Source organism: Streptomyces sp. NBC_01013, assembly GCF_045162765.1.
Lineage (GTDB): Bacteria > Actinomycetota > Actinomycetes > Streptomycetales > Streptomycetaceae > Streptomyces.
Genome location: NZ_CP108687.1, coordinates 5,543,208 through 5,566,348, shown reverse-complemented (window position 1 = coordinate 5,566,348; position 23,141 = coordinate 5,543,208). Strand labels below are relative to the sequence as shown.

Below are 23,141 nucleotides of genomic sequence, written 5' to 3'. Positions count from 1 at the left end.
TGACACGTGGAGCCTCAAGGAGCCGATCAGATGGCCAACTTCTCCAAGTCCAACGTGCCGCAGTTCTCCGTCGAGGTGTATCAGAACGAATATCTGCCCGAGGGCGGCCGTGAGGTCAACGGCATCATCACGGTCACCTCGACCGGGGGTGGCACCACCGGCGGCGTTCCGCTGTCGGGTGCGGCGACCTCGCATGCGGGGGGCGGCGCGGCGAACGCGGCCGTGGTGATCATGGTGGACTGCTCGGGTTCGATGGACTACCCGCCGACGAAGATGCGCAATGCCCGCGACGCGACGGCGGCGGCGATCGACACCCTGCGCGACGGCACGTCCTTCGCGGTGGTGAGCGGTACGCACGTGGCCAAGGACGTCTACCCGGGCAACGGGCGGCTCGCTGTCGCCGATGCGCAGACCAAGGCCCAGGCCAAGGAGGCCCTGCGCCGGCTCAGCGCGGGCGGCGGTACGGCGATCGGGACCTGGCTGCGGCTGGCGGACCGGCTGTTCGGCGCCGCCGACGTGGAGATCCGGCACGGGATCCTGCTGACCGACGGGCGCAACGAGCACGAGGCACCGGAGGATCTTCGGGCCGCGCTCGACGCGTGCGCGGGCCGGTTCACGTGTGACGCCCGCGGCGTCGGCACCGACTGGGAAGTGAAAGAGGTCACAGCGATCGCCTCCGCGCTGCTCGGCACGGCCGACATCGTCGCCGACCCGTCGGGGCTTGCCGCGGACTTCACGCAGATGATGGAGAACGCGATGGGCAAGGAGGTCGCGGACGTGGCACTGCGGCTCTGGACCCCGGTCGGCGTGGAGATCAAGTTCGTGAAGCAGGTCGCGCCGACAGTGGCCGAGCTCACCGGCCGGCGCACCGAGGCAGGACCGCGCGCGGGCGACTATCCCACCGGGTCCTGGGGGGACGAGTCCCGCGACTACCACGTGTGCGTGCAGGTGCCGGAGGCCGGTATCGGGCAGGAGATGCTGGCGGCCCGTGTCTCCCTGATCCTTCCCGCCCCCGCGGGCGGGACGCCGCAGACGCTCTCGCAGGGCCTGGTGCGGGCGGTGTGGACGGACGACATGGTGGCGTCGACCTCGATCAATCCGCAGGTCGCGCACTACACGGGCCAGGCGGAACTGGCACAAGTCATCCAGCAGGGGCTCGATGCACGCAAGTCGGGAGACTTCGACGGCGCGACGGCCAAACTCGGCCGGGCGGTGCAGTTGGCATCCGCGTCCGGGAACGAGGACACTGCGAAACTGCTTTCGAAGGTGGTAGACGTCGTCGACGCGGCGACCGGTACTGTGCGACTGAAGGCGAAGGTCGCGGAAGCGGACGAGATGACACTCGAAACGCGCTCCACGAAGACGGTCCGCGTCAAGAAATAGCCACATATCCGCACTGATGAGCCGCCCGACCGGCCAGGTCCGCCGGGCGGCGACGCAAGAAGAATGACGGCCCCCGGGGCCGGACGAGGAAAGGGGGAAGCGCCGACATGCCGACCTGCCCGAACGGACACCAGTCGGGTTCCGAGGACTGGTGCGAGGTCTGCGGACACCGCATGGCCGAGGCGGGCGCGCCCGCGGGCGCCGTCCCCCCGCCGCCTCCCCCACCACCCGCGCCCGGCTACGGATACCCGCAGGGCCCCGGCCCCGACGCGACGCAGCAGGCCGAGCTCTGCCCCCAGTGCCGCACCCCGCGGGAGTCCATGGCTCCGTTCTGCGAGGAGTGCCGCTGGAACTTCCTCACGAACACCGCCACGTCGTACACGCCGCTGGCCCCGCAGCACGGCGGCGGTCCGGGCGGCCCCGTCCCCGGGCTCAATCTTCCGCCGGGCTTCCAGGCCCAGCAGGCGCCGGGTCCGCCGCAGCAGCGCGACCCGTTCGAGTACCAGGGCTCGCGCCCCTCGCAGATGAACCGGTCGGCCGAGCCGCTCTCCTCGGGCCCGGGCCGGCCCGGCCCTCCGGGACCGGGTCAGCAGCCACCCCACCCGTTCCAGCAGCAAGGTCAGCAGGGACAGCAAGGTCCGCCGCCCCCTCCCCCGTTCCAGCAGCAGGGACAGCAGGGCGGTCCGCAGGGCTTCCCGCAGGGGCAGCAGCACGCCCAGCAGCAGAATTCGCCGCAGGGCTCGCCCCCGCCGCCGTTCCAGCAGCAGAATTCGCCGCAGGGCTCGCCCCCGCCGCCGTTCCAGCAGCAGGGACAGCCGGCGGAGCCTCCGCCGTCGCCGTACCAGCAGCAGAGTGCGCCGCCCGCGTTCCAGCAGACGGCTCCCCCGGTCTTCGGGCAGCCCGGACCGCCGGCCCCGCCGCAGCCGCAGGCGCCGCAGACCGGCGGTGACGACTGGCTGCTGTCACCGCCCTCGCAGGCCCAGGGCCCGCAGTCGCCGATGCAGCAGCAGCCGTACCCGGGACAGAACCAGGGGCCCGGGCAGAACCAGGGCTTCGGGCAGAACCAGGGACCGGGCCCCGGGCAGGGTCAGGGTCAGGCTCCGCAGTCCATGAACTGGACCGCGGTCATCGCGCCCGACCGTGAGTACTTCCTGGCGATGATGCAGCGCAGCGGCCCCGAGGCCACCGGGCTCAACCTCCCGGCCTACTCCCCGGAGCAGCAGCTGCCGCTCGTCGGCAACCAGATCACCATCGGTCGCCGGCGCCACAGCACGGGCGAGTCCCCCGACATCGACCTGTCGGTGCCCCCGGAGGATCCGGGCGTCTCGCACCAGCACGCGGTGCTGGTGCAGCAGCCGGACAGCAGCTGGGCCGTGGTCGACCAGAACTCGACGAACGGCACCACGCTCAACGGTGCCGAGGACCCGATCCAGCCCTACGTCCCCGTACCCCTCCAGGACGGCGACCAGGTGCACGTCGGGGCGTGGACGACGATCACGATCCGCCGGGACTGACGCGGCTCCGAAACGGACACGGCCGGCGAGGGAGCGCTCCTCGCCGGCCGTCGTGCTGTCCGCGCCGGCCGGCTTCACCCGGTCCCCCGTGCCCGGCGGGCGCGTCTGCGACCATGGACGGGTGACTGAGAATCCGCGCGACACGCTGCAGGAGCTGACCTTCTACGAGCAGGTCGGCGGCGAGGGGACCTTCCGACGCCTGGTCCACCGCTTCTACCAGGGTGTGGCCGGGGACCCGCTGCTGCGGCCGATGTACCCGGAGGAGGACCTGGGCCCGGCCGAGGAGCGGTTCACGCTGTTCCTGATGCAGTACTGGGGCGGCCCCCGCACCTACAGCGAGGAGCGCGGGCACCCCCGGCTGCGGATGCGGCACGTGCCGTTCCGGGTCGACCGCGCCGCGCACGACGCCTGGCTGAGCCATATGCGGGTGGCCCTGGACGAACTCGGCCTGACCCCGGAGCACGACCGGCAGCTGTGGGACTACCTCACCTACGCGGCCGCCTCGATGGTGAACACCGAGGGCTGAACCGGTCAGAAGGTGTGCGGAATTCGGTACTCCACCTTCGGATATCGATCACAATCCCATCAAGGTCTACCTGTAAGCGGTTTCCAGCAGCAGCTGGTGTCTGAAAGCATCCGATACGACGGCGCCGGGGGCGATGCGTGCGCAGCGTGCGGTGACTAGGGGGCCAGGTGACGGGGTTCGTCCTACTGCGGGTAAGGGCTCATCGGCTCCTCCTCGCCGCGGCCGTGCTGGCCGTCCTCCTCACCACCTCGGTCCTGGCCGCTCTCACCGCCTTCTCCGGATCCATCGGTGACGCCGCGCTGCGGCACACCCTGACCCACCGGTCCGCCGCGCCCGCCTCTCTCGTCATATCCGTGCAGGTGGAGCGCGACCGCCGGGACGCCGCGGACGCCGCCGCGCGCCGGGCCGCCCACACCACGTTCGACGGGCTCCCGGTGACCGTGAGGAAGCTGGAGTCCTCCGGGCCTTACGCGCTGCCGCGCAGTCTGCAGGCCCCCGCCGCCCGTCGCGGAGACCCCGACCTCACACACTTCGCCTCCCTGGACCGCAGCCGCATCCGGCTCACGGCCGGCCGCATGCCGGTCGCCGGCACCGGCGAGGCGGGAGCCCCCGTCCAGGTCGCGCTCCCCGTCACGGCCGCCGACACCCTCGGGCTGAAGCCCGGCAGCCGGCTGAAACTCACCGACCGGCTCGGCGGTAAGCCCGTACAGATCCTCGTCACCGCTCTCTACAAGGCCGCGGACCAGTCCGATCCGTACTGGCAGCTGGACGCGCTCGGGGGGCGCGGCATCCGCAAGGTCGTCTTCACGACGTACGGTCCGCTGCTCACCGACCCGGCCGTGCTCGGCTCCGGCCGGATCAGTTCCGGCGAGATGTCCTGGCTGGCCTCCGCAGACTTCGGGACCGTCACCACCGACCGGATGGCCGCGCTGCGCGACTCGGCGACCACGGGGCCCAAGGCACTGCTCGCCGCTCCCGACTTCAAGGACGGGGCCACTGCGCAGACTTCGCTGCCCACCGTCCTCGACCAGATCGACCGGGCCCTGCTGGTCTCCCGGTCGACGTTGTCGATCGTGGCGGTGCAGCTGGTCCTGCTCGCCGGGTACGCCCTGCTGCTGGTGGCGCGGCTGCTCAGCAGCGAACGCGGCGGGGAGACCGAACTGCTGCGGGCGCGCGGCGGGTCGCGCGCCCGCATCACCTCGCTCGCAGCGGTCGAGGCGCTGCTGCTCGCGCTGCCGGCTGCTGTCGTCGCCCCACTGCTCTGCGGACCGCTGACCCGCCTGCTGGCGGACCGTTCCGAACTCACCCGGATCGGGCTGCGGCTCGACGGCGGCGTCACCGGCCAGGTGTGGCTGACCGCGGCCGTCACCGCGCTGGCCTGTGCGCTCGCCGTCGTCGCTCCGGCGCTGGCCGCCAGTGCCGGGGGCCGGCGCTCCACCCGTTCCGCCGCGCTGCCCGCACCGGTGCGGGCCGGGGCGGACATCGCCCTGCTGGTGATCGCCGCGGTCGCGTACTGGCAGCTGGACCGGCAGACCAAGGGCTCGGGCGGCGGTGCGCTCAGCGGCGACCGCGCGGGCGAACTCGGCATCGATCCGCTGCTGGTGGCCGCACCCGCACTGGCGCTGCTCGCCGGCACCGTGCTGACACTGCGCCTGCTGCCGCCCGCCGCGAGGCTCGCGGAACGCCGGGCGGCGGGTGGCCGCGGACTGGCGACGGCGCTGGCGGGCTGGCAGTTCAGCCGCCGCCCCCTCCGGGGGGCGGGGCCGGTCCTGCTGCTGGTGCTCGCGGTGGCGATGGGGATGCTCGCGATCGGGCAGAGCGCGTCCTGGAACCGTTCACAGAGCGATCAGGCGGACTTCAGGTCCGGTGCGTCGGTGCGTATGACCGGCAGTGTCAGCGCGGACCCGGCGAAGGCCGGTGCGTACGCGAAACTGCCGGGCGTACGGAATGCGGCGCCCGCCTTCCGCGCGTCGGTGGACCTCTCCGACGAGCGCACCGCAGAGGTGCTCGCGCTGGACACCGCGCATGCCGACGAGCGGATGCTGATGCGCGACGACCTCGGCGACGGGTCCGTGGACCGGCTGTTCGACACGCTCTCCCCGCCGAAGACTTCCCGGGCCGGACTGCTGCTGCCGAAGAACAGCACACAACTGCGCTTCGACGTAAGGCTCTCCGCGGTGACCGCGCCCGGCAAGGTCTCGCCGTCCGGCATCGCTCCGCTGGTCACCGTAGGTCTTGAGGACCGCTACGGCATCCCGTACCAGGTGGTCGTGGGCTCCGTCCCCGTCGACGGCAAGGCACATCCGGTCTCGGTCGACGTGGCCGCCGCCGGTGAACTGGCCGTCACCGGGATCGAGCTGGACAGCAAGCAGCCCGTCGGCAAGGGGGAGGCGCACCGGCTCACGGTGAGCGCCCTGCGGGCCGTCGGGCCGGGCGGCACCGAACGGCCGGTCCCCGTACCGGACGGCTTCCGCTGGCAGGCTGCGGTGACCGCCGACGTGTTCGGTGAGGTGCAGCCCGGTGCAGCCGTCTTCCCGACCGCCTCGGCCGCCGCCCCGCTCGCCCTCGACTACGCCACGGGATCCGTCACGGCCGAGCACGCGGTGTGGGCGATACCGGCCCTCAACGTGCGGATCACCGCGCTCCGCACCAAGGCGCCGGCCCTGCACGCCGTGGCCACCGACGCCTATCTCAAGGCGACCGGGGCCGAGCGGGGGCAGGACGTCGACGTCACGCTGGCCGGTGAGACGGTCCGGGTGAAGATCACACGGACGGTGCACCGGCTGCCGACCACCGGCCCCGGCTCGGGCTCCTCCGCCTCCACCGGAGAATCGCAGAAGGCCCGGGACGGCGGGGCCCTCCTCCTCGACCTGCGCTCCCTGGGCCAGGTCTTCGCCGAACGCCCCAACGCCCGGCTCACCGCCACCGAGTGGTGGCTGAGCACCGAACCGGGCCGGACCGCGGACGTCGCGGCCGCACTGCGCAAGCAGCCCGACACCGACCCCGTACAGGTCCAGGTGCGCGACGAGGTGGCCGAGGACCTGATCAGCGATCCGCTGGGGGCCGGTCCGCAGTCCGCGCTGCTCGCGGTGGCCGTCATCGCCGCCGCGCTCGCCGCGGTCGGCTTCGCGGTGGCCTCGGTCGGCTCCCAGCGGGAGCGTTCCGCCGAGTTCGCCGTGCTGCGGGCGCTCGGCGCCTCCCGCCGCCGGCTGGCCCGGATGACCGCCGCCGAACAGGCCGTACTGATCACGATCGGGCTGCTGGTCGGGGCCGCGCTCGGAGCCCTGCTCACCCGGGCGGTCGTCCCGCTGATCGTGCTGACCGGTCAGGCGGCCCAGCCGGTGCCCGCGGTGCTGGTGCAGCTGCCGGCCGCACAGGTGGCCGTACTGCTCGCCGGAGTCGCTGCGCTGCCGCTGCTCATCGTCGCGGCCTTCACACTGCGCCGCGTCGACCCGGCGATCTCGCTGCGCGCCCAGGGGGACAACTGACATGAACCCGCGACCGAGAACCCCCCGCGCCGCCACCGCCTGCGCTCCCTGGGTACGCACCCGGCTGCGTACGGCCCCCGGCGCCGCCTGCGCGTTCGCACTCCTCGTGGTGGTGACGGCCTTCCTCGCCGCGGCCTTCCCCCGGGCCGTCGACAACTACGAGAACAAGGGGCTGCGCCACGACCTCGGCAACGTCGACGCCACGCGCAGCGTCCTGGAACTGAGCGGTCCCCAGCCCGGCCTGGAACTGCCCGTGGCGGCCCGCGAGTCCGCCGTGCGCGGGGCCACGCTCGGCTCCGTACAGCGCGACATCCTGGCCGGGCTGCCGGACCCGGTCCGGGCCGACGCCTCCCAGTCCGCGTACGGGGTGCGTACCTCGGAGCCGATCCTGGCGGGCGAGCCGTGGTTCCCCCGCCCGTACGGCCTCGACCCCGCGTTGACGTACGTCACCCAGTCCGCGCTGTCCGACCACGCGGCCCTGCGGACGGGGAAGTGGCCGGCCGTCCGCGGCGAGGTGACACTCACGACCAAGGAGGTCGAGGCCGCCGTCACCGAGCAGACCGCGAAGGCACTGCGGATCAAGGCCGGATCGACCGTCTCCGTCCCGACCCGCAGCGGTGAGCCGCTGACGGTACGGATCACCGGAACCGTCACCCCGCGGGACCCCGCCGGCTCCTACTGGTCGGCCGAACCCCTGCTCCGCAGCCCGTCCTTGGTCGCCCGGCCCACCAAGGAGACGCCGCGCTACTACTGGACAGCGGCGCTGCTCCTCCCGCCGGACGCCGCGCCCGCCCTGCTCGCCACCACCGGGCAGCCCGAGCTGTACTGGCGGATCGCGCCCGACGCCTCTCGCCTCACCGCACTCGACGTACCGCGGCTGCGGACCGCGGTGGCCTCCCTGGAGGGCGGCCCGGAGCTGCTGAAGATGCGCGGGAGGGCCGGTGCCACCGTCACGGCCACGACCGACCTGGACGAGGTGCTGACCGGCTACGAGGGGATGCGTGCCGCGATCCAGCCGGTCGTCACGGTCGCCGCCGTCGGCATCGGGGCCGTCGCCGCCGTCGTCCTGCTCATGACGGGCGGCCTGATGGCAGGCCGCCGCCACGCCGAACTGGCACTGCTGCGGGCCCGTGGCGGTTCCCTGGCGGGCATCGGGGGCCGACTGCTGGCCGAGACCGCGGTGACGGCCGTGCCCGCCGGGGCCCTGGGCCTGCTGCTCGCGGTCCTGGCCATCGGCGAGGCCCGGCTGTGGCCCGCCGCGGCGGGCGCCGCCGCGGTCGTCGTCCTCGTCTGCGCCGCGCTCCCTCTGCGTACGGCACTGCTGCACCGCACTCCGCAACTGCACGGCGGCCGCGACGACCTGGTCGCCGCCCGCCCGTCCCGGCGGCGTGCCGTAGCCGAACTCACCCTGCTGGTCCTGGCCGTCGGCGCGGTCGCCGCGCTGCGCCGACGCGGTACGGACGGCGCCGAGGGCACCGACCTGCTGATCAGCGCGGCCCCCGTACTGGTCGGCCTGATCGCCGCCGTGGTCCTCGTCCGGCTCTACCCGCTGCCCCTGCGGCTCGCCCTGCGCTCCGTGGCCCGGCTGCGCGGCGCGGTCGGCTTCCTGTCGCTCGCCCGCGCCGGACGTTCCTCGGCCGCCGGCACCCTGCCGCTGCTGGCGCTGCTGGTCGCGCTGACGACGGCGGCGTTCGGCGGCTCGGTGCTCGCCGGGGTCGCGGACGCCCGGGACGGCGCGGCGGTGCGTGCCGTCGGCGCCGATGCCCGGATCAGCGGCCCGGCCGACTCCGCACCCCTGTCGGACGGCCTGATCCGGGCGGTGCGGAAGGCGGACGGCGTACGGGAGGTGGCACGCGTCCAGATCGAGTACGGGGTCGCCCTTCCGGCGCCCGAGCACGGATTCGAGGACGCCAAGGGGGCCACCCTGGTCGGCGTCGATCCGGTCACCTACGCCCGGCTGGCCCGCTCGACCGGCATCGGCCCCTTCTCCGCCGACCGGTTGAAGGCGACCGGACCGGCGACGCCCAAGGGCGCGATGCCCTCGAAGAACCGGGTGCTGCCCGTCCTCGTCTCGCCGTCCGTCGCCGAGCGGCTCGGCGACCGGCCGCGCGATCTCCAGTCGCTGGCCGGGGACTTCAAGGTCCAGGTGGCGGGCACGGTGGCGGCCACGCCCGCCGTCGACGACACCGCCTTCATCCTCGTCGACTCCGCCTCGCTCACCCATCGGCAGACCACCGCTCTGCTGCTCACCGGCGACCGGCTCGACGGCGAGGCACTGCGCACGGCGGCCGGGCGCCCGGGCGACGAGGCCACCGTGCAGATGCGCGCCGAAGCGCGGGCCACGTACGTCGACACCCCGATGCAGACGGGGGCCGAGCGGATCTACCAGGCGGCGATCGCGGCCGGCGCGGGATACGCGCTCCTCGCCGTGCTGCTCTCCCTGCTGCAGACCGCACCCGAACGCACCACGCTGCTGGCCAGGCTGCGCACCATGGGCCTCACCTCCCGGCAGGGCGGCCGGCTCCTCGGCTTCGAGGCCATGCCGCAGGCCCTGTTGGCCGCCGGGGGCGGGCTCCTCGTCGGCTGGGCGACCATCGCGCTGCTGTCACCGGGCATCGATCTGGTGCGGCTCGCACTCTCGTCCAGTGCCGGCTCCGGCCTGCTGGACACCGCACCGCTGCGGACCGATCCGTGGTCACTGGTCCTTCCGGCGGTGGGCGTGATCGTCCTCGCCGCGGTGGTGGCCGGCGTCCAGGCATGGTGGGCGGCCCGCCGTGGATCGATCACCGAACTCAGGGCAGGAGACTCCCGATGACGACGCCGTCGACCGATTCCACGCTGGCGGAGCTCGAACAGCGTGCCGCCGCCCGCCGCGACCGGCCCTCCTACGGCCACGACGCGCTGATCGCCTGCGACCGCCTGGTCCGCATCTTCACCACGGACGGAGTGGAGGTCCAGGCCCTCCAGGGCCTGGACCTGCTCGTCACCGAGGGCGAGTTGCTGGCCCTGGTCGGCGCATCCGGCAGCGGCAAATCGACGTTGATGAACATCCTGGCGGGCCTGGACGAACCCACGGCGGGGGCAGCGAAGGTCGCGGGCTGCGACCTGCTCTCCATGGGCCAGAAGGAACGGCTCCGCTATCGCCGGGACGTCGTCGGTTTCGTCTGGCAGCAGACCTCCCGCAACCTCCTTCCCTATCTGACAGCCATCCAGAACGTCACGCTGCCGATGCAACTGCGCGGCCGCGGCCGCAACCGTGAACGCACCGCGCGTGCCGAGTCGTTGCTGAAGATGCTGGAGGTGACCGACTGCCGCGACCGGCGTCCGCGGCAGATGTCGGGCGGCCAGCAGCAGCGGGTGGCCATCGCTGTCTCGCTGGCCAACTCCCCCTCGGTGCTGCTCGCCGACGAACCGACCGGCGAGCTGGACTCGGCCACGGGCGAACAGGTCTTCGCCGCCTTCCGCCGCGCCAACGAGGAGCTCGGCACGACGATCGTGATCGTCACGCACGACCAGGCGGTCGCGAACGAGGTGCGCCGCACGGTGGCCATCCGGGACGGCCGCACGTCCTTCGAGGTGCTGCGCCGCACCGAGGTCGACGCGGCGACGGGCCAGGAGTCCCAGGTGGCACGCGAGTACGCGATGCTCGACCGGGCGGGCCGGCTCCAACTGCCCGCCGACTACACGCAGACGCTGGGCATGGAGCACCGTGTGATGCTGGAACTGGAGCATGACCACATCGGCGTGTGGCCGGACGGCGCCGGGCCCACGCCCGGATAGCCTCCGGTCCCCGCCATAGGATCGGCGCATGACGACGTCCGAACGCGAGATCACCGGGCCGACCGACCTGTGCCTGCCCGACGGCACTCTCGATCCGGCCGCGGTCGGCTGGTCCCGGGTGCCGCTTCACCGCGCCAACCTCCGCGGCTGGGGCCGGACCAAGCGGTGGGAGTACTGGTGCGTGACGACGCCCACCCATCTCGTGGCGCTGACCGTCAGTGATCTCGACTTCCTCGCTCTGAACACCGTCTACCTGCTCGAATACGCGCCGGGCGGGCTTGAGGTGGAGCGCACCGCGATCATCCCCGGCGGCTTCGGCGTCGAGCTGCCCGACACCGTCGCCGGGGCCCCCGGCTCCCGGGACGTGGTGGTAGGTCCCGAACGGCCGTCCGGCGGCAAGGTGCGCGTCGAGATCCGCGACGAGAACGCCGGCACCCGGCTGAGGGCCCGCTGCCTGACCCCGGAGCGGCTTCCGCTGGAGGTCGACCTCCTGGTCGCCCGGCCGCCGGAGCACGAGTCGCTCTCCGTCGTCGTGCCGTGGGACGAACGACGCTTCCAGTACACCTCCAAACACACCGCGCTCCCCGCCTCCGGCCGGGTCAGGATCGGCAGCGAGTACCTGGAGTTCGACGGGGACGACACCTGGGCCGTCCTGGACCACGGCCGCGGCCGCTGGCCGCGCACGGTCGACTGGAACTGGGGCGCCGCGTCCGGGCGCACCGGAGGGCACACGGTGGGCCTCCAGTTCGGCGGCCGCTGGACGGCGGGCACCGGCTCCACCGAGAACGGCCTCTGTGTGGACGGCCGGCTGACCAAGATCGGCGAGGAACTGGACTGGCGGTGGTCGACGACCGACCTGCTCGCGCCGTGGACCATCCGTACGCCGTCGTCCGATCAGGTCGATCTGACGTTCACGCCGTTCCACAACCGGTCGACGCGCACGGAGACCGGCCTGATCGACAACCGCACCGACCAGTGCTTCGGCTACTACGACGGCCGGATTCGCACGGACGACGGCACGGAGATCGCCGTGGAGCGCCTGCTGGGCTGGGCCGAGGACGTCCACATGCGCTGGTGAGGCGAGGTGAGGGAGTCACCCGCCCACGGAGACGGCGAGCGCCCCCAGACCCCCCGCAGCGCCCGCCCGCCGCAGGGCGATCGAGCCATAGGGGGTACGCAGCCGCAGCCAGGCCCCCGAAACCAGCAGGGCCACGGGGAAGTCCGGCGCGGCACGCAGGAAACCGAGAGCCTGCGCCGCGTGCACGGCGCGGAGCGGAAGCTCCGTACCGCCGACGGTCCGCGACCAGATGTCACGCCCGATGAGATCGCGCTCCGCCCGCGTACGCCGCTCCTCGGGCAGTGCCGCGTCCCGCGTACGGAACTCGGCGACGGCCTCGCTCAGCGCCGTATGCAGAGCAGGGGGGCCGGGCAGCCCCTGCCGCTCCTGCCAGCCGCCGCGCGGAGGCAGCACGCCGGTCCAGGGCGGCCCCGTCACCGGCGGGGGGACGGCACCGGAACCGGTCGACTCCTCCAGTGATTCGAGGAGCTCGCCCGCGGACACCGTCACGTCGAAGTCGCACCGGTCCGCCAGCCGCACCGCCCGGATCGCCAGGACCTCGAACGACGGCGGCCGGCCGAACACGGCCAGCGCACCGCCGCCCGACTGCAGCCGCACGGCCGCGGCACGGTCGTAGTGGAGCAGCCGGCCGAGGAAGGCCGCGAGATCCGCGGCCTCCCTCTCGTCGGCGAACCGCAGGGACTGTACGGGCGCGGTCATGCCGCCGCGGGCTCCTCGGCCAGGTACTCCTGGAGGAAGAGCCTCTCCTCCGCGGAGATCCGCCGGGGCCGCTCCTCGACCAGGTCGTACGGCACGACGATGGTCGACGCCCGCACGTACACCTGATCCGGGTCCTTGATCTCGTACGCGATCGTGAGCGAGGCGGCACCTATCTTCGTGACCCACGACTCGACGGTCACCGGCGCGTGCCGGTGGACCAGCGGACGCACGTAGTCGATCTCGTGCCGGGCCACGACGGAACCGCCCGCGAAGGACGGCGAGCCGTCCCCCGGCGCCAGCCGGAACATGAAGTCGATGCGCGCCTCCTCCAGGTAGCGGAGGAAGACCACGTTGTTGACGTGGCCGAAGGCGTCCATGTCCGACCAGCGCAGCGGGCAGCTGTAGATATGACGAGCCAAGACGATCAGCCTCGCGTGAGCTTCTTGTACGTGGCACGGTGCGGGCGGGCAGCATCCGCACCGAGACGCTCGACCTTGTTCTTCTCGTACGACTCGAAGTTGCCCTCGAACCAGTACCACTTGGACTCGCCCTCGTACGCCAGGATGTGCGTGGCGACCCGGTCCAGGAACCAACGGTCGTGGGAGATGACCACGGCCGCACCCGGGAACTCCAGAAGGGCGTTCTCCAGCGAGGAGAGGGTCTCGACGTCGAGGTCGTTGGTGGGCTCGTCGAGGAGCAGCAGGTTGCCGCCCTCCTTGAGCGTCAGGGCCAGGTTGAGGCGGTTGCGCTCACCACCGGAGAGCACACCGGCCGGCTTCTGCTGGTCCGGGCCCTTGAAGCCGAACGCGGAGACGTACGCCCGCGACGGCATCTCGACCTGACCGACGTTGATGTAGTCCAACTCGTCCGAGACGACCGCCCAGAGGGTCTTCTTCGGGTCGATGTTGGCGCGGCTCTGGTCGACGTACGAGATCTTGACCGTGTCGCCGACCTTGATGGAGCCGGTGTCCGGCGCCTCCAGTCCCTGGATCATCTTGAACAGCGTGGTCTTGCCCGCGCCGTTCGGACCGATGATGCCGACGATGCCGTTGCGCGGCAGCGTGAACGACAGGTCGTCGATGAGGACCTTGTCGCCGAAGGCCTTCGAGAGGTTCTCGACCTCGACGACGATGGAGCCGAGCCGCGGGCCCGGCGGAATCTGGATCTCCTCGAAGTCCAGCTTCCGCATCTTGTCCGCCTCGGCCGCCATCTCCTCGTAGCGAGCGAGACGCGCCTTGGACTTGGTCTGACGCCCCTTGGCGTTCGACCGCACCCACTCCAGCTCTTCCTTGAGCCGCTTCTGCCGCTTCTCGTCCTTGCGGCCCTCGACCTTGAGGCGGGTGGCCTTCTTCTCCAGGTACGTGGAGTAGTTGCCCTCGTAGGGGATGGCGCGGCCGCGGTCGAGCTCGAGGATCCACTCGGCGACGTTGTTCAGGAAGTACCGGTCGTGGGTGACGGCGACCACGGCGCCCGCGTACTTCGAGAGGTGCTGCTCCAGCCAGTTCACCGACTCGGCGTCGAGGTGGTTGGTGGGCTCGTCGAGGAGCAGCAGGTCGGGCGCCTCGATGAGGAGCTTGCAGAGCGCGACGCGGCGCTTCTCACCACCGGAGAGGTTGGTGACGGGCCAGTCGCCGGGCGGGCAGCCCAGCGCGTCCATGGCCTGCTCCAGCTGAGCGTCCAGGTCCCACGCGTTGGCGTGGTCCAGGTCCTCCTGGAGCTTGCCCATCTCGTCCATGAGCGCGTCGGAGTAGTCGGTCGCCATGAGCTCGGCGACCTCGTTGAAGCGCTTCAGCTTGCCCATGATCTCGGCGGCGCCGTCCTGCACGTTCTCCAGAACGGTCTTGGACTCGTCGAGGTGGGGCTCCTGCATGAGGATGCCGACACTGAACCCGGGCGACAGGAAGGCGTCCCCGTTGGACGGCTGCTCCAGGCCCGCCATGATCTTCAGCACCGTGGACTTACCGGCACCGTTCGGACCCACCACACCGATCTTCGCGCCGGGCAGGAAGCTCAGCGTGACGTCGTCAAGGATGACCTTGTCGCCGTGCGCCTTGCGTGTCTTGCGCATCGTGTAGATGTACTCAGCCAAGAGAAACCGTCCGGCAATCGATGAGTGGGCAGATACACCCCATCTTGCCTGACGGCTACCTCTTGACGGAAACCCGTATCGGCGGGTGGGCCTGACCTGGGGGTTCCGGCCGAGCCCCGGTAGCTGGACTGTCACTGTCGGTCGCTGGTTGCCGGCCCTTGGCGGCGTCGCACGGCCCACAGACGGCCCAGGGCTGACGGAGACGCCACAGCAGAATCACGTGCGAGTCGCCTTACGAAGGCTCGTTCCATACGTGCACGATCGGGACGCCTTCCAGCGGGAGACGGTCGCGGTAGTACTCCGATTCGAGCCACTCCTCGATCACGAAGAGCGGCCGCGACAAAAGCACGTCGCCGACCCGCTGAGTCCGCAGAAGCAACCCGAGATCGGTCAAGGCAAGGGAGTCGTCGGGCGTGTAGAGCAAGCAGTTTCCGTGCTCCGAAGCGTGGTCCAGGAGGAACTGGTGCGCCTTCTCGGGATCGCGGCCGGCCAGCGCCACACCGGCGAGGAAGGCCTGAGGGCCCACAAACGCATCCAAGGACACGCACGCCAGCCCGCCCCCGTCGTCGTCGTCGTCGTCGTCGTAAAAGACCTTCACCCCGTCGGCGAAGTTCTCCTGTGAGTACGGTCCGCCAACCCGTTGCTGCGGGGCGAGGACCTGGAGCGCAACGGCGACATCGGCCGGACTCATCCCGAACCGCAAGGGCCCCACACTGACCCCAGGCACCCACTCCCAGCGCTCCCTCTCACTGTTCGCAGTCACGGTTCCCGCCCTCCCTCGGACAGCTCGCAGCCATCCCCCGTTCCGCTCGGCCCTTGAAGCCCGCTCGGCGTTCGACGCCAACTGAGGCACACAGCCAAGTTGGCGCCCGTCCAAAAACTAGTGCCGACTGACCGGGATCTCGTAAACGATCTCGCACAGGGCGGCGGGCTCGACGATGTCAGCTGTCCGCCGAGCGGCCCACCCTCATGACGGCCTCGGGCGGGACTGTCGGCGGTGGCACCGCCGATGTCACGGGGAGACGTCAGACCGGGCCGGGGCTTGACGCCCTTCGACAGCCAGCTCTTCGCCTTCCAGAGCCGCTATGGCGCGCCGACGCCACCTGACCGCCAGCACCGTGGCGGCCACGCCTGCGAGTAGGGCCATGCCGACGCCGCCCCACACCACGGCGGCAAGGGCGTACCCGAGTGACTCCAAGGTCCTTCACGCCCCCGCTTCGATATCCGCATCGCTGCCCACGGCCTCCAGCAAACGCTACCTCGCCTGCTCCAGGCGGCATGCGTAGTCGGGCATGAATACCTCGGGCATCAAAGGTCATACCAATCTGAACCTTGGGTCCAACCCTCAAGGGGTGGGCCTCTGCGTCCCGAAGCAACTTGGGATGCTCGCCATCCTTGGGCTGCTCCGCCTGCCACCTGCCCTGATGGTCCGCTGACGTCCGCGGTTGGGCTGCCACAGCCGGGCCTGCCCGGCGAAAGGGCCCCGCCATTCCTGCGGGAGGCCGAGCCGCATAAGGGATGAATGCCCACCAAACGGCTAGGGTCGAGCAGTGAGCCGAATCGAGCGAACCGCTGAGGGTGCGGGGCCCTTCACGACACGACTGACCTGGCGCCTCAGCGATGGCGGCACCGCGGTCTGGGAGTCGCGGCCGGCGCGCAAGCGCGGGCTGCTCACTGTGCGGGCAGCAGGTGAGACCGAGCCCCGCTCCCGGCCGGCGGACAGCTCGTCGGTCGGCCGCCTCCGCAGGCTGAACGCCATGGCGGCGGGTGCGTTCGCGGTGGGCGGGGGCTTGTTCGCCGCCGGGGCAGCGGTGGCGCAGTTCGGCACGAGCGGCGCGACGGGTGCCTGGATCTACTTCGTCGGCGGCCTGTTCTTCAACGCGGGCGGCTATGTGTCGCTGCTTCAGGCAGTCAACGCTCCTCGCCGGGACGACGGCATCGGGGCGCTTGCCGCCCGGCACTGGAGATGGTGGAGCTACGAGCCCGGCCGGATCGACTGGCTGAGCACCTTCCTGCTGTTCGTGGGAACGCTGGTGTTCGGCATCAACCTGCTGAGTTCCTTGTTGCAGGGGCTTTCGGTGCAGCAGGTGAACAGGCTTGTGTGGGCCCCCGACATGGTGGGGTGCACCCTGTTCCTTCTCTCGGGGCATTTCGCCCTGGTCGAGGTCTGCCATGGCCGGCCGGGAATCCGTCCCCGCGATCTCGGCTGGTGGATCGTCGCGATCAACCAACTCGGGTCCGTGCTCTTCCTGGGCGCGGCACTGGCCGACTTCACCCGCCCCGCCACGGGAAGCCTCGTGAACGTCGACATCGCCAACTGGGGCACCCTCACCGGAGCAGTCTGCTTCTCCGCCGGAGGGGTGCTCCAGTACTTCGAGCGCCCGTGAGCCCTCACCGGCGGGTACCCCATTACGTCGAGCGCCCAGGAGTCCCCGGTCCCGGACGATGAGGTCGCGACAGGCGAAGGCCCCGGTACGCCGAAGCGTGACCGGGGCCGTGATCAGCGACGGGTGACCGTGCGCCTGCCGTTCGTCACTCGCCGGAGGGCTGGCCCTTGCGCCGGCGGAGGAGGAAGACCCCGCCGCCGCCGATGACGACCAGGCCGATCGCGACGGCCGCGATGATCGGGGTGGCGTTGGAGCTTCCGGTCTCGGCCAGGTTGCCCTCGACGCCGGTCGTGCTGCCGCCGGCCGTGGCAGTGGTCGTGGTGGGCTGGTCAGCGGTCTGGGTCGTGAGGCCGTCGTTGCTGGTCGTGGTGGTCAGGCAGTCCAGGACGCCCTTGAACGTCCGGGTGAACCCGGCGGGGCCGGTGACGGTGAAGTCGTACGCCTGGTCCTCGGCGACCGGCACGGTCACCGTCTCGGACTTGCCGGGCCCGACCGTGTGCTCAGCCCCGGCCAGTTCGTAGGTGAAGGCCTCGTCGCCCTTGTTGCTCGTGGTGACGTCGACGCCGCCCTTGGCGCAGTTCTTCTTCGCGGTGACCGCCGGGATCGCGCCCTTGCCGGCCCAGGTCGCCGAGGCGCTCGCGGAGACCGTGGAGTCACTGGAGCCGGCCAGGATCTGGGTCTGGCTCTTGGTGGCACCGGCGAAGGCCCGGCCGACGGGGACCGAGGTGGTGGTCTGGACCGTCAGGGAGGCGGAGCCGTCGGCGGCGCCTGCCGGGATGTCGAAGTAGAGCTGTGAACCGTTGGCGGCCGTGGTGACGGCCTTGCCCTTCTTGTCGGTGATGCGGACACCGCTGGCGGAGTCGGCGGGCGGGGTCACGGAGACCTGTCCGGCGTTGGTGCGGACGGTGACGGGGCCGACGCGCTCACCGGAGCGGCCGGACACCACGGCCGGGTCCAGGGCGAGGGACGCCTTGGGTTCGGCGGTGTCGGTGGCGGAGGTCTGCAGCCAGTCGGCGAGCTTCTCCGCCTGCTTGTCGGATGCGGTCACGTCGGCGTCGTCCGAGTAGCGCCAGATGGCGACCTGGGTGCCGGCTGCCGCGGTCTGCTCGCTGAGCGGGCCCGTGCCGGCCTCCTCGGCGAGTGCCTGGAGGTCGTCGATCTTCGGGTACGAGTGCTCCAGGATCCAGCGGATCTTGCCGGCGTCCTTGTTCGTGCCGAGCGACGTCTGGCTCCAGGGCGTCTCCAGGTACTCGGCCCGGTCCTGAGTGGGGTTGTGGATGTCGATGCAGTACGTCTTGAACTTGCCGCCGCCGTCGACGGTCATCTCGAAGAGGCCGGCGGGCAGCTTCTGCTCCTCGCCGTCCGCGTGGAGGACCGCGGTGTCGAACGTCTTCAGCCCGTCCAGGGTCGCGGTCGCACCTCCCAGGTGCTGGGGTGCCTCGTCGGCCATCGCGCCACCCGCCCCGGTGAGGGCGCCGGCCATGACCAGGCCTGATGCCACCACCGAGGCGGCCAGCCGGGCTACGCCCCGGGGTCGTCGGGTGTTGGCCGTCCTCGTGGATGACAAGACGGTCGCTGAAGAAGCAGAAAACACAGAATTCCCCTCCGGGCGAGCCCCTCGCGTCCGGTACGCGTGTGGGGAATGTCCCGCCAGCCCACTCAAGTGCCCTGTGAGTACTGAGGAATCCTAAGGACTGAACGAAGCACGGTCCCCCGTCATACCGTCCGACAACCATTCCGAATCGGAATCGTTATCCCGGGTATCGCCCCAGCGGGAGACGGGAGTCGGGCCGCGAAGCGACCTGCGCCTTCCGCGTGGGCCAGACCGTCAGGGCGCCGACACCAGCTCCGCAGCGGACTTCTGACGCGCCGTCCGACGCCTCGTAGCAGGAACCTTCGTCCGGTCGGTCACGGCGGGCACGCGCTCCGCAGCCCGTGGCTCCGCCTGCTCCGCGGGCTGTTCGCCACCCGCCGGGCGGTCTCGCACGGTCCACTGGTCCGGCTCACCGGCCTCCCGACCGCCGCTGCGTGCCGTCAGCCCCGGCTCACCCCTGACCACGCGTCGGAACGCCGACGTCCCCCGGGTCAGATCGTGTCCCACCGCCACCGCCTCGATGTCCACGAAGGTCCGGCGCTGCCCCTCCCGTTCCTCCTCGCGCACCTTCAGCCTGCCGTGCACCACCAAGGGCTCCCCCACTGCCACGGAACCCGTCAGGTTCGATGCCAGGGCGCGCCACGCCCACACGGTGTAGAAGCTGGTGTGTCCGTCCGACCAGAGTTGCTTCTCCCGGTCCCATCGGCGCGGCGTCACCGCGAACCGGAATCGCGCCATTCCCCCGCTCGCGGTCTCCCGGAACTCCACACCGGTCGCCGCGTTCCCCACCAGCGTCACCAAGGTCTCGTTCATGACTCCGCCTCCCCTTCGGTCCGGATATCGGTGACCACGCCCTTGCGTCCGGTCACTGATCCCATGCTGAAGGGGAGGCGGAATTCCTGCTGAGGCCTGTGGACTAACGGCCCGTTGTGGAAAACTCCGTCACCGCCACGAAGCGCTCGCGCACCTCCCGGTAGCGCACCAGCTCCGCCGACACCGGATCGAGCACCCGGGCCCGCCCACAGGCCGCCGCCGCCTCGCGCAGCCTTCGCTCGGCCTCCTGGCCGTACCGCCGCGCGGGCCCCCGGGCGGCCGCCGCGCACGACCACTCCACCAGCGGACCGCCGATGATGCCCGCCAGCATCACCAGAGCGGGCGTCAGCAGCCCGGGCTGCAGTACGCCGATGATCTGACCGGCCAGCCACAGTCCCCCGAAGATCTGCAGCAGCGTCATGGCCACCTGGGCCAGTACGGCCGCGGGCCACCACGCCGGCCGTGGGGGCTTCGTACCGCGGCCCGCGTGAGCGTGGGCCGCGCCTCCTCGGACACCCGTCGCCGCGCCGTCCGCGTCGCTGTCGGCGTCCGCGTCCCGGCCGTCCGTCCCCACGGCCCGCCCGGCCAGTTCGTCGAGCGCCTCGGGCAGACCCTGGGCCCCGTGCACCGCGGCCTCGCGCACCGCCTGCGCCCACGGTCCGGGCAGCCCGTCCGCGGCGTCGTCGGCCACTGTGCGCACGGCTTGTTCGACCCGTTGGCGTGCGGTGAGCTGTTCCTCGGGCGGCGCGGTGAATGCGCCGTGGTCCAAGCCGCCGGGTCGCCGGGTGGACTCGTACCAGCGCCACAGCCGCAGCCACGGCGTCCCGCACGCCCGTCCGGCGTTGCGGCGCCATTCGCGTTCGGCCGCCTGCCCGGCGGCGGAGGCACCCACGGCTTCCGCGAGACGGTCGGTGAACTCCTCCCGGGCCCGCTCCCCCAGTCCCGGCCGCCCCTCGGCCACGTACACCGGGCGGAGCCTGGCCGCGGCGGCGTCCACGTCCGCGGAGAGACGGCGGGTGGCCGCCGTGCGGTCCTGGACGAACCGGCCGAGCAGTTCGCGCAGTTCGCCCACTCCGTCACCGGTGAGCGCGGACAGGGACAGGACGGTGGCGCCGGGGTCGCCGTGTTCGCCGAGGGCCATGCCGTCCTCGTCGAGGAGCCGGCGCAGGTCGTCCAGGACCTGGTCGGCGGCCTCGCCCGGCAGCCGGTCGATCTGGTTGAGGACCACGAAGGTGACCTCCGCATGACCGGCGAGCGGCCGCAGATAGCGCTCGTGCAGGGCCGCGTCGGCGTACTTCTCCGGGTCCACCACCCAGATCACCGCGTCGACGAGCGCCAGTACCCGGTCCACCTGGTCGCGGTGCCCCCTCGCCGCCGAGTCGTGGTCGGGCAGATCGACCAGGACGAGGCCCTGGAGCGCCTCGTCGGCTGCGGTAGCGCCCGCCTGCGGCCTGCGCCTGAGCCGTCCGGGGATGGCGAGCCGGTCCAGGAGCCCCGCGGCGCCGTCCGTCCAGGAACAGGCAAGGGGTGCGGCCGTGGTGGGCCTGCGGAGGCCGGTCTCGGAGATCTGGGCGCCCGCGAGGGAGTTGAAGAGGGTCGACTTGCCGCTGCCACTCGCCCCCGCGATGGCCACCACCGTGTGGCGGGAGGAGAGCCGCTGCCGGGCCGCGGCCTCGTCCAGCACCCGTCCCGCCTCGGCGAGGGCGGTCCGGTCGAGCCGGGCCCTGGAAAGGCCGACGAGTTCGCGCAGGGCGTCCAGGCGCGGGCTGAGCGGGCTGCCGGAGGGCACGTACGCCTCGACCTGGGGCCGTACGTCGTCCTCCTGGACCGTCACGGGGGCCCGGTCGGGCGCGGCCTCCTCGGCTGCGGCCCGGCGGGCGATGAGTCCGTCGTCCCAGCCCCCGTGCGGCTCTTCCCGGTCCCGCCCGGGGCCCTCGCCGGCGGCGGTCCCGCCGTCCGGGCTCCGCCCGGATTCGGGCTCTTGGGGCCGGGTCCGTCCCCGGCTCTGTCCCGGACCTTCGTCAGTGACGGCAGTCATCGCTGCCACCTCTCCTTCTGCAGTACGGACAGCGCGGCGATCAGTTCGGCCTGCGGTTCGGGGGTCACGTCCAGCGCGTCCAGCGGCGCGAGCCGGCGGTCGCGTTCGCCGCCGAGCACGTGGTCGAGGTAGGTGGTGAGCAGTTCGCCGCCCTTGTCGCGGAGCCGCAGGGCGCCCTGGACGCCGATGCGTTCGGCCAGTTGCTCTCCGGCGGTACGGGCCCGGCGTCCGCCGAGGAGGGCGGCGGCAAGGAGCGCCGCGACGGTCTCGGGGTCGGGCGCGGTGTTGCGTTCCATGAGGCGCAGCTCCTCCTCCGCCAGTTCCTCCAGGACGCGGCGCCACCTCCGTACGGTCATGGCGATCCGGCCGCGGATGTCCTCGGCGGGCCCCCACCCGCCGGCTTCCCGGCCTGCCGCCTCGTAGGGGAAGAGCCCGGCCGCGGGTTCCCGCCGCCAGGTCGCGCGGATCGTTTCGTCGGCGGCGGCCACGGCGCACTCCAGGAGTGCGGCGAGGGAGTCCACGAGTGCGTCGAGCACCTCCTCCGAGGTGCTGTAGAGCGGGTAGCCGCGCCAGCGGGTGCGGGCGTCCCCGGCGAGCGCCCCGCCGTTCTGGAGCCGCTTCCTGACGCGGGCGCCCTCCTTGCCGTACGCGTCCTCCACCACACCGGTCAGCCGTACGGCGGCCGCGTACTGCGCCGCGACGGCTCCGGCCAGGGCCGGCATCCGGACGTCGAGGGAGTTGATGACCCCGGCCGCCGTCCGCCCGACCGCCTGCTGACGGGCCGCCGGGTCCTGTGCGCGGTGGGTGAGCCAGGCGCGCAGCGGGGCGACGGCGGTGGTGGGCAGCAGTCCGCTGCCGCCGCCGGCCGACTCGGGCAGTTCGGGGATGGTGAAGCGCGGCACCTCGCCGAGCCCGGCCTTGGTCAGGAGCGCGCCGTACTGCCGTGACACCTCCGCGATCACCTGGTGCGGCACCCGGTCGAGGACGGTGACGAGGGAGGCGTCGTATTCCTTGGCCGTGCGGAGCAGATGCCACGGTACGGCGTCGGCGTAGCGGGAGGCGGTGGTGACCATGACCCAGATGTCTGCCGCGCAGATGAGTTCGGCGGCCAGGACCCGGTTGCGTACGACGAGCGAGTCGATGTCGGGGGCGTCCAGCAGGGCGAGACCACGCGGCAGCCCGGTGGCGGTCTCGACGCGCAGCGCGGTCCCTTCCTCGGCCGCATTCCCGTCGGGTCCGTCGAGGTCGTCGCACTGGCCGGGGTCGGCGGACTCCTCGGGCGCCAGCCAGACCCGGGTGAGCTGCGGCAGCACGCGGATGTCGGCGAACCAGTGGTGATCATCCGGATGGCAGACGAGCACGGGTGTCCGCGTGGTCGGCCGCAGCACCCCGGCCTCGCTGACCCGGCGTCCGACGAGGGAGTTGACGAGCGTCGACTTGCCCGCACCGGTGGATCCCCCGATGACGGCGAGCAGGGGCGCCTCGGGGTCCTTGAGCCGGGGCAGCAGGTAGTCGTCGAGCTGAGCGAGCAGCTCGATCCTGGTCTGCCGGGCTCGTGGGGCTCCTGGGAGCGGGAGTGGAAGACGCACGGCAGCGACACGGTCGCGCAGGGCGGAAAGTGCGTCGATGAGCTGAGGCCGTACGTCCAAGGTCACCACATGCGAAGAATGCCCAATTTTGGCGCCTTTTTGAAGCGTATAGCCACCTCTGCGCGCCGGTTCCCCCGTCCGGACAGAGGGGGCGAGTGGGGCG

General features: G+C 72.0%; 16 protein-coding genes. 8 read left to right on the top strand and 8 right to left on the bottom strand.

Going from position 1 to position 23,141, the window contains the following annotated elements:
* Positions 1-30: 30 nt before the first annotated feature.
* From OG538_RS24210 to OG538_RS24180, 7 genes are all read left to right on the top strand, one after another.
* Entirely contained in the window at positions 31-1,383 is a 1,353-nt protein-coding gene (locus tag OG538_RS24210; protein WP_406096882.1) for a vWA domain-containing protein, read from the top strand.
* 107 nt (positions 1,384-1,490) lie between these two features.
* Positions 1,491-2,897: an FHA domain-containing protein gene (locus tag OG538_RS24205; protein ID WP_406096880.1), complete on the top strand. Its 1,407-nt coding sequence runs from the start codon at positions 1,491-1,493 to the stop codon at positions 2,895-2,897.
* A gap of 121 nt (positions 2,898-3,018) precedes the next feature.
* Positions 3,019-3,423, top strand: coding sequence for a globin (locus OG538_RS24200; protein WP_406096878.1), 405 nt, complete (start codon positions 3,019-3,021; stop codon positions 3,421-3,423).
* A gap of 167 nt (positions 3,424-3,590) precedes the next feature.
* On the top strand, positions 3,591-6,911 hold the full coding sequence (locus OG538_RS24195) for an FtsX-like permease family protein (protein WP_406096876.1): 3,321 nt from the start codon (positions 3,591-3,593) through the stop codon (positions 6,909-6,911).
* 1 nt (position 6,912) lies between these two features.
* Entirely contained in the window at positions 6,913-9,726 is a 2,814-nt protein-coding gene (locus OG538_RS24190) for an FtsX-like permease family protein (RefSeq protein WP_406096874.1), read from the top strand.
* Positions 9,723-10,691: an ABC transporter ATP-binding protein gene (locus OG538_RS24185; protein ID WP_406096872.1), complete on the top strand. Its 969-nt coding sequence runs from the start codon at positions 9,723-9,725 to the stop codon at positions 10,689-10,691. Before OG538_RS24190 ends, OG538_RS24185 begins: the two co-directional genes overlap by 4 nt.
* 28 nt (positions 10,692-10,719) lie before the next feature.
* Positions 10,720-11,769 (top strand): DUF2804 domain-containing protein, encoded by a 1,050-nt coding sequence (locus OG538_RS24180; protein ID WP_406096870.1) that lies wholly within the window; start codon positions 10,720-10,722, stop codon positions 11,767-11,769.
* A gap of 15 nt (positions 11,770-11,784) precedes the next feature.
* Here OG538_RS24180 and OG538_RS24175 read toward each other — a convergent pair whose 3' ends face one another.
* The 4 genes from OG538_RS24175 to OG538_RS24160 all read right to left on the bottom strand — a co-directional run bounded on the left by OG538_RS24175 (position 11,785) and on the right by OG538_RS24160 (position 15,320).
* Entirely contained in the window at positions 11,785-12,468 is a 684-nt protein-coding gene (locus tag OG538_RS24175) for a hypothetical protein (RefSeq protein ID WP_406096868.1), read from the bottom strand.
* Positions 12,465-12,887, bottom strand: a complete 423-nt coding sequence (locus tag OG538_RS24170; protein WP_406096866.1) for an acyl-CoA thioesterase — start codon at positions 12,885-12,887, stop codon at positions 12,465-12,467. Before OG538_RS24170 ends, OG538_RS24175 begins: the two co-directional genes overlap by 4 nt.
* Before the next feature lie 5 nt (positions 12,888-12,892).
* On the bottom strand, positions 12,893-14,557 hold the full coding sequence (gene ettA / locus OG538_RS24165) for an energy-dependent translational throttle protein EttA (RefSeq protein ID WP_326662158.1): 1,665 nt from the start codon (positions 14,555-14,557) through the stop codon (positions 12,893-12,895).
* Positions 14,558-14,789: 232 nt separating this feature from the next.
* Positions 14,790-15,320 carry a hypothetical protein gene (locus OG538_RS24160; protein ID WP_406096864.1) on the bottom strand — a complete coding sequence of 177 codons (531 nt, stop codon included), beginning with the start codon at positions 15,318-15,320 and terminating at the stop codon, positions 14,790-14,792.
* A 787-nt stretch (positions 15,321-16,107) separates the two neighbouring features.
* Here OG538_RS24160 and OG538_RS24155 point away from each other — a divergent pair.
* Positions 16,108-16,944 carry a hypothetical protein gene (locus OG538_RS24155; RefSeq protein WP_406096862.1) on the top strand — a complete coding sequence of 279 codons (837 nt, stop codon included), beginning with the start codon at positions 16,108-16,110 and terminating at the stop codon, positions 16,942-16,944.
* 145 nt (positions 16,945-17,089) lie between these two features.
* Here OG538_RS24155 and OG538_RS24150 read toward each other — a convergent pair whose 3' ends face one another.
* The 4 genes from OG538_RS24150 to OG538_RS24135 all read right to left on the bottom strand — a co-directional run bounded on the left by OG538_RS24150 (position 17,090) and on the right by OG538_RS24135 (position 23,038).
* Complete coding sequence (locus OG538_RS24150; RefSeq protein WP_406096860.1) at positions 17,090-18,538, bottom strand: Cys-Gln thioester bond-forming surface protein; 1,449 nt, start codon at positions 18,536-18,538, stop codon at positions 17,090-17,092.
* A 234-nt stretch (positions 18,539-18,772) separates the two neighbouring features.
* Entirely contained in the window at positions 18,773-19,351 is a 579-nt protein-coding gene (locus tag OG538_RS24145) for a single-stranded DNA-binding protein (RefSeq protein WP_406096858.1), read from the bottom strand.
* Between the two features lie 103 nt (positions 19,352-19,454).
* Positions 19,455-21,389: a GTP-binding protein gene (locus OG538_RS24140; protein ID WP_406096856.1), complete on the bottom strand. Its 1,935-nt coding sequence runs from the start codon at positions 21,387-21,389 to the stop codon at positions 19,455-19,457.
* Positions 21,386-23,038 carry a dynamin family protein gene (locus OG538_RS24135; RefSeq protein ID WP_406100279.1) on the bottom strand — a complete coding sequence of 551 codons (1,653 nt, stop codon included), beginning with the start codon at positions 23,036-23,038 and terminating at the stop codon, positions 21,386-21,388. Before OG538_RS24135 ends, OG538_RS24140 begins: the two co-directional genes overlap by 4 nt.
* Positions 23,039-23,141 lie beyond the last annotated feature (103 nt).

Excerpts from the sequence above, each read along its gene's own strand:
- OG538_RS24210 (WP_406096882.1), top strand. The coding sequence starts at position 31 with ATGGCCAACTTCTCCAAGTCCAACGTGCCGCAGTTCTCCGTCGAGGTG.
- OG538_RS24205 (WP_406096880.1), top strand. The coding sequence starts at position 1,491 with ATGCCGACCTGCCCGAACGGACACCAGTCGGGTTCCGAGGACTGGTGC.
- OG538_RS24190 (WP_406096874.1), top strand. The coding sequence starts at position 6,913 with ATGAACCCGCGACCGAGAACCCCCCGCGCCGCCACCGCCTGCGCTCCC.
- OG538_RS24185 (WP_406096872.1), top strand. The coding sequence starts at position 9,723 with ATGACGACGCCGTCGACCGATTCCACGCTGGCGGAGCTCGAACAGCGT.
- OG538_RS24180 (WP_406096870.1), top strand. The coding sequence starts at position 10,720 with ATGACGACGTCCGAACGCGAGATCACCGGGCCGACCGACCTGTGCCTG.
- OG538_RS24175 (WP_406096868.1), bottom strand. The coding sequence starts at position 12,468 with ATGACCGCGCCCGTACAGTCCCTGCGGTTCGCCGACGAGAGGGAGGCC.
- OG538_RS24145 (WP_406096858.1), bottom strand. The coding sequence starts at position 19,351 with ATGAACGAGACCTTGGTGACGCTGGTGGGGAACGCGGCGACCGGTGTG.
- OG538_RS24140 (WP_406096856.1), bottom strand. The coding sequence starts at position 21,389 with ATGACTGCCGTCACTGACGAAGGTCCGGGACAGAGCCGGGGACGGACC.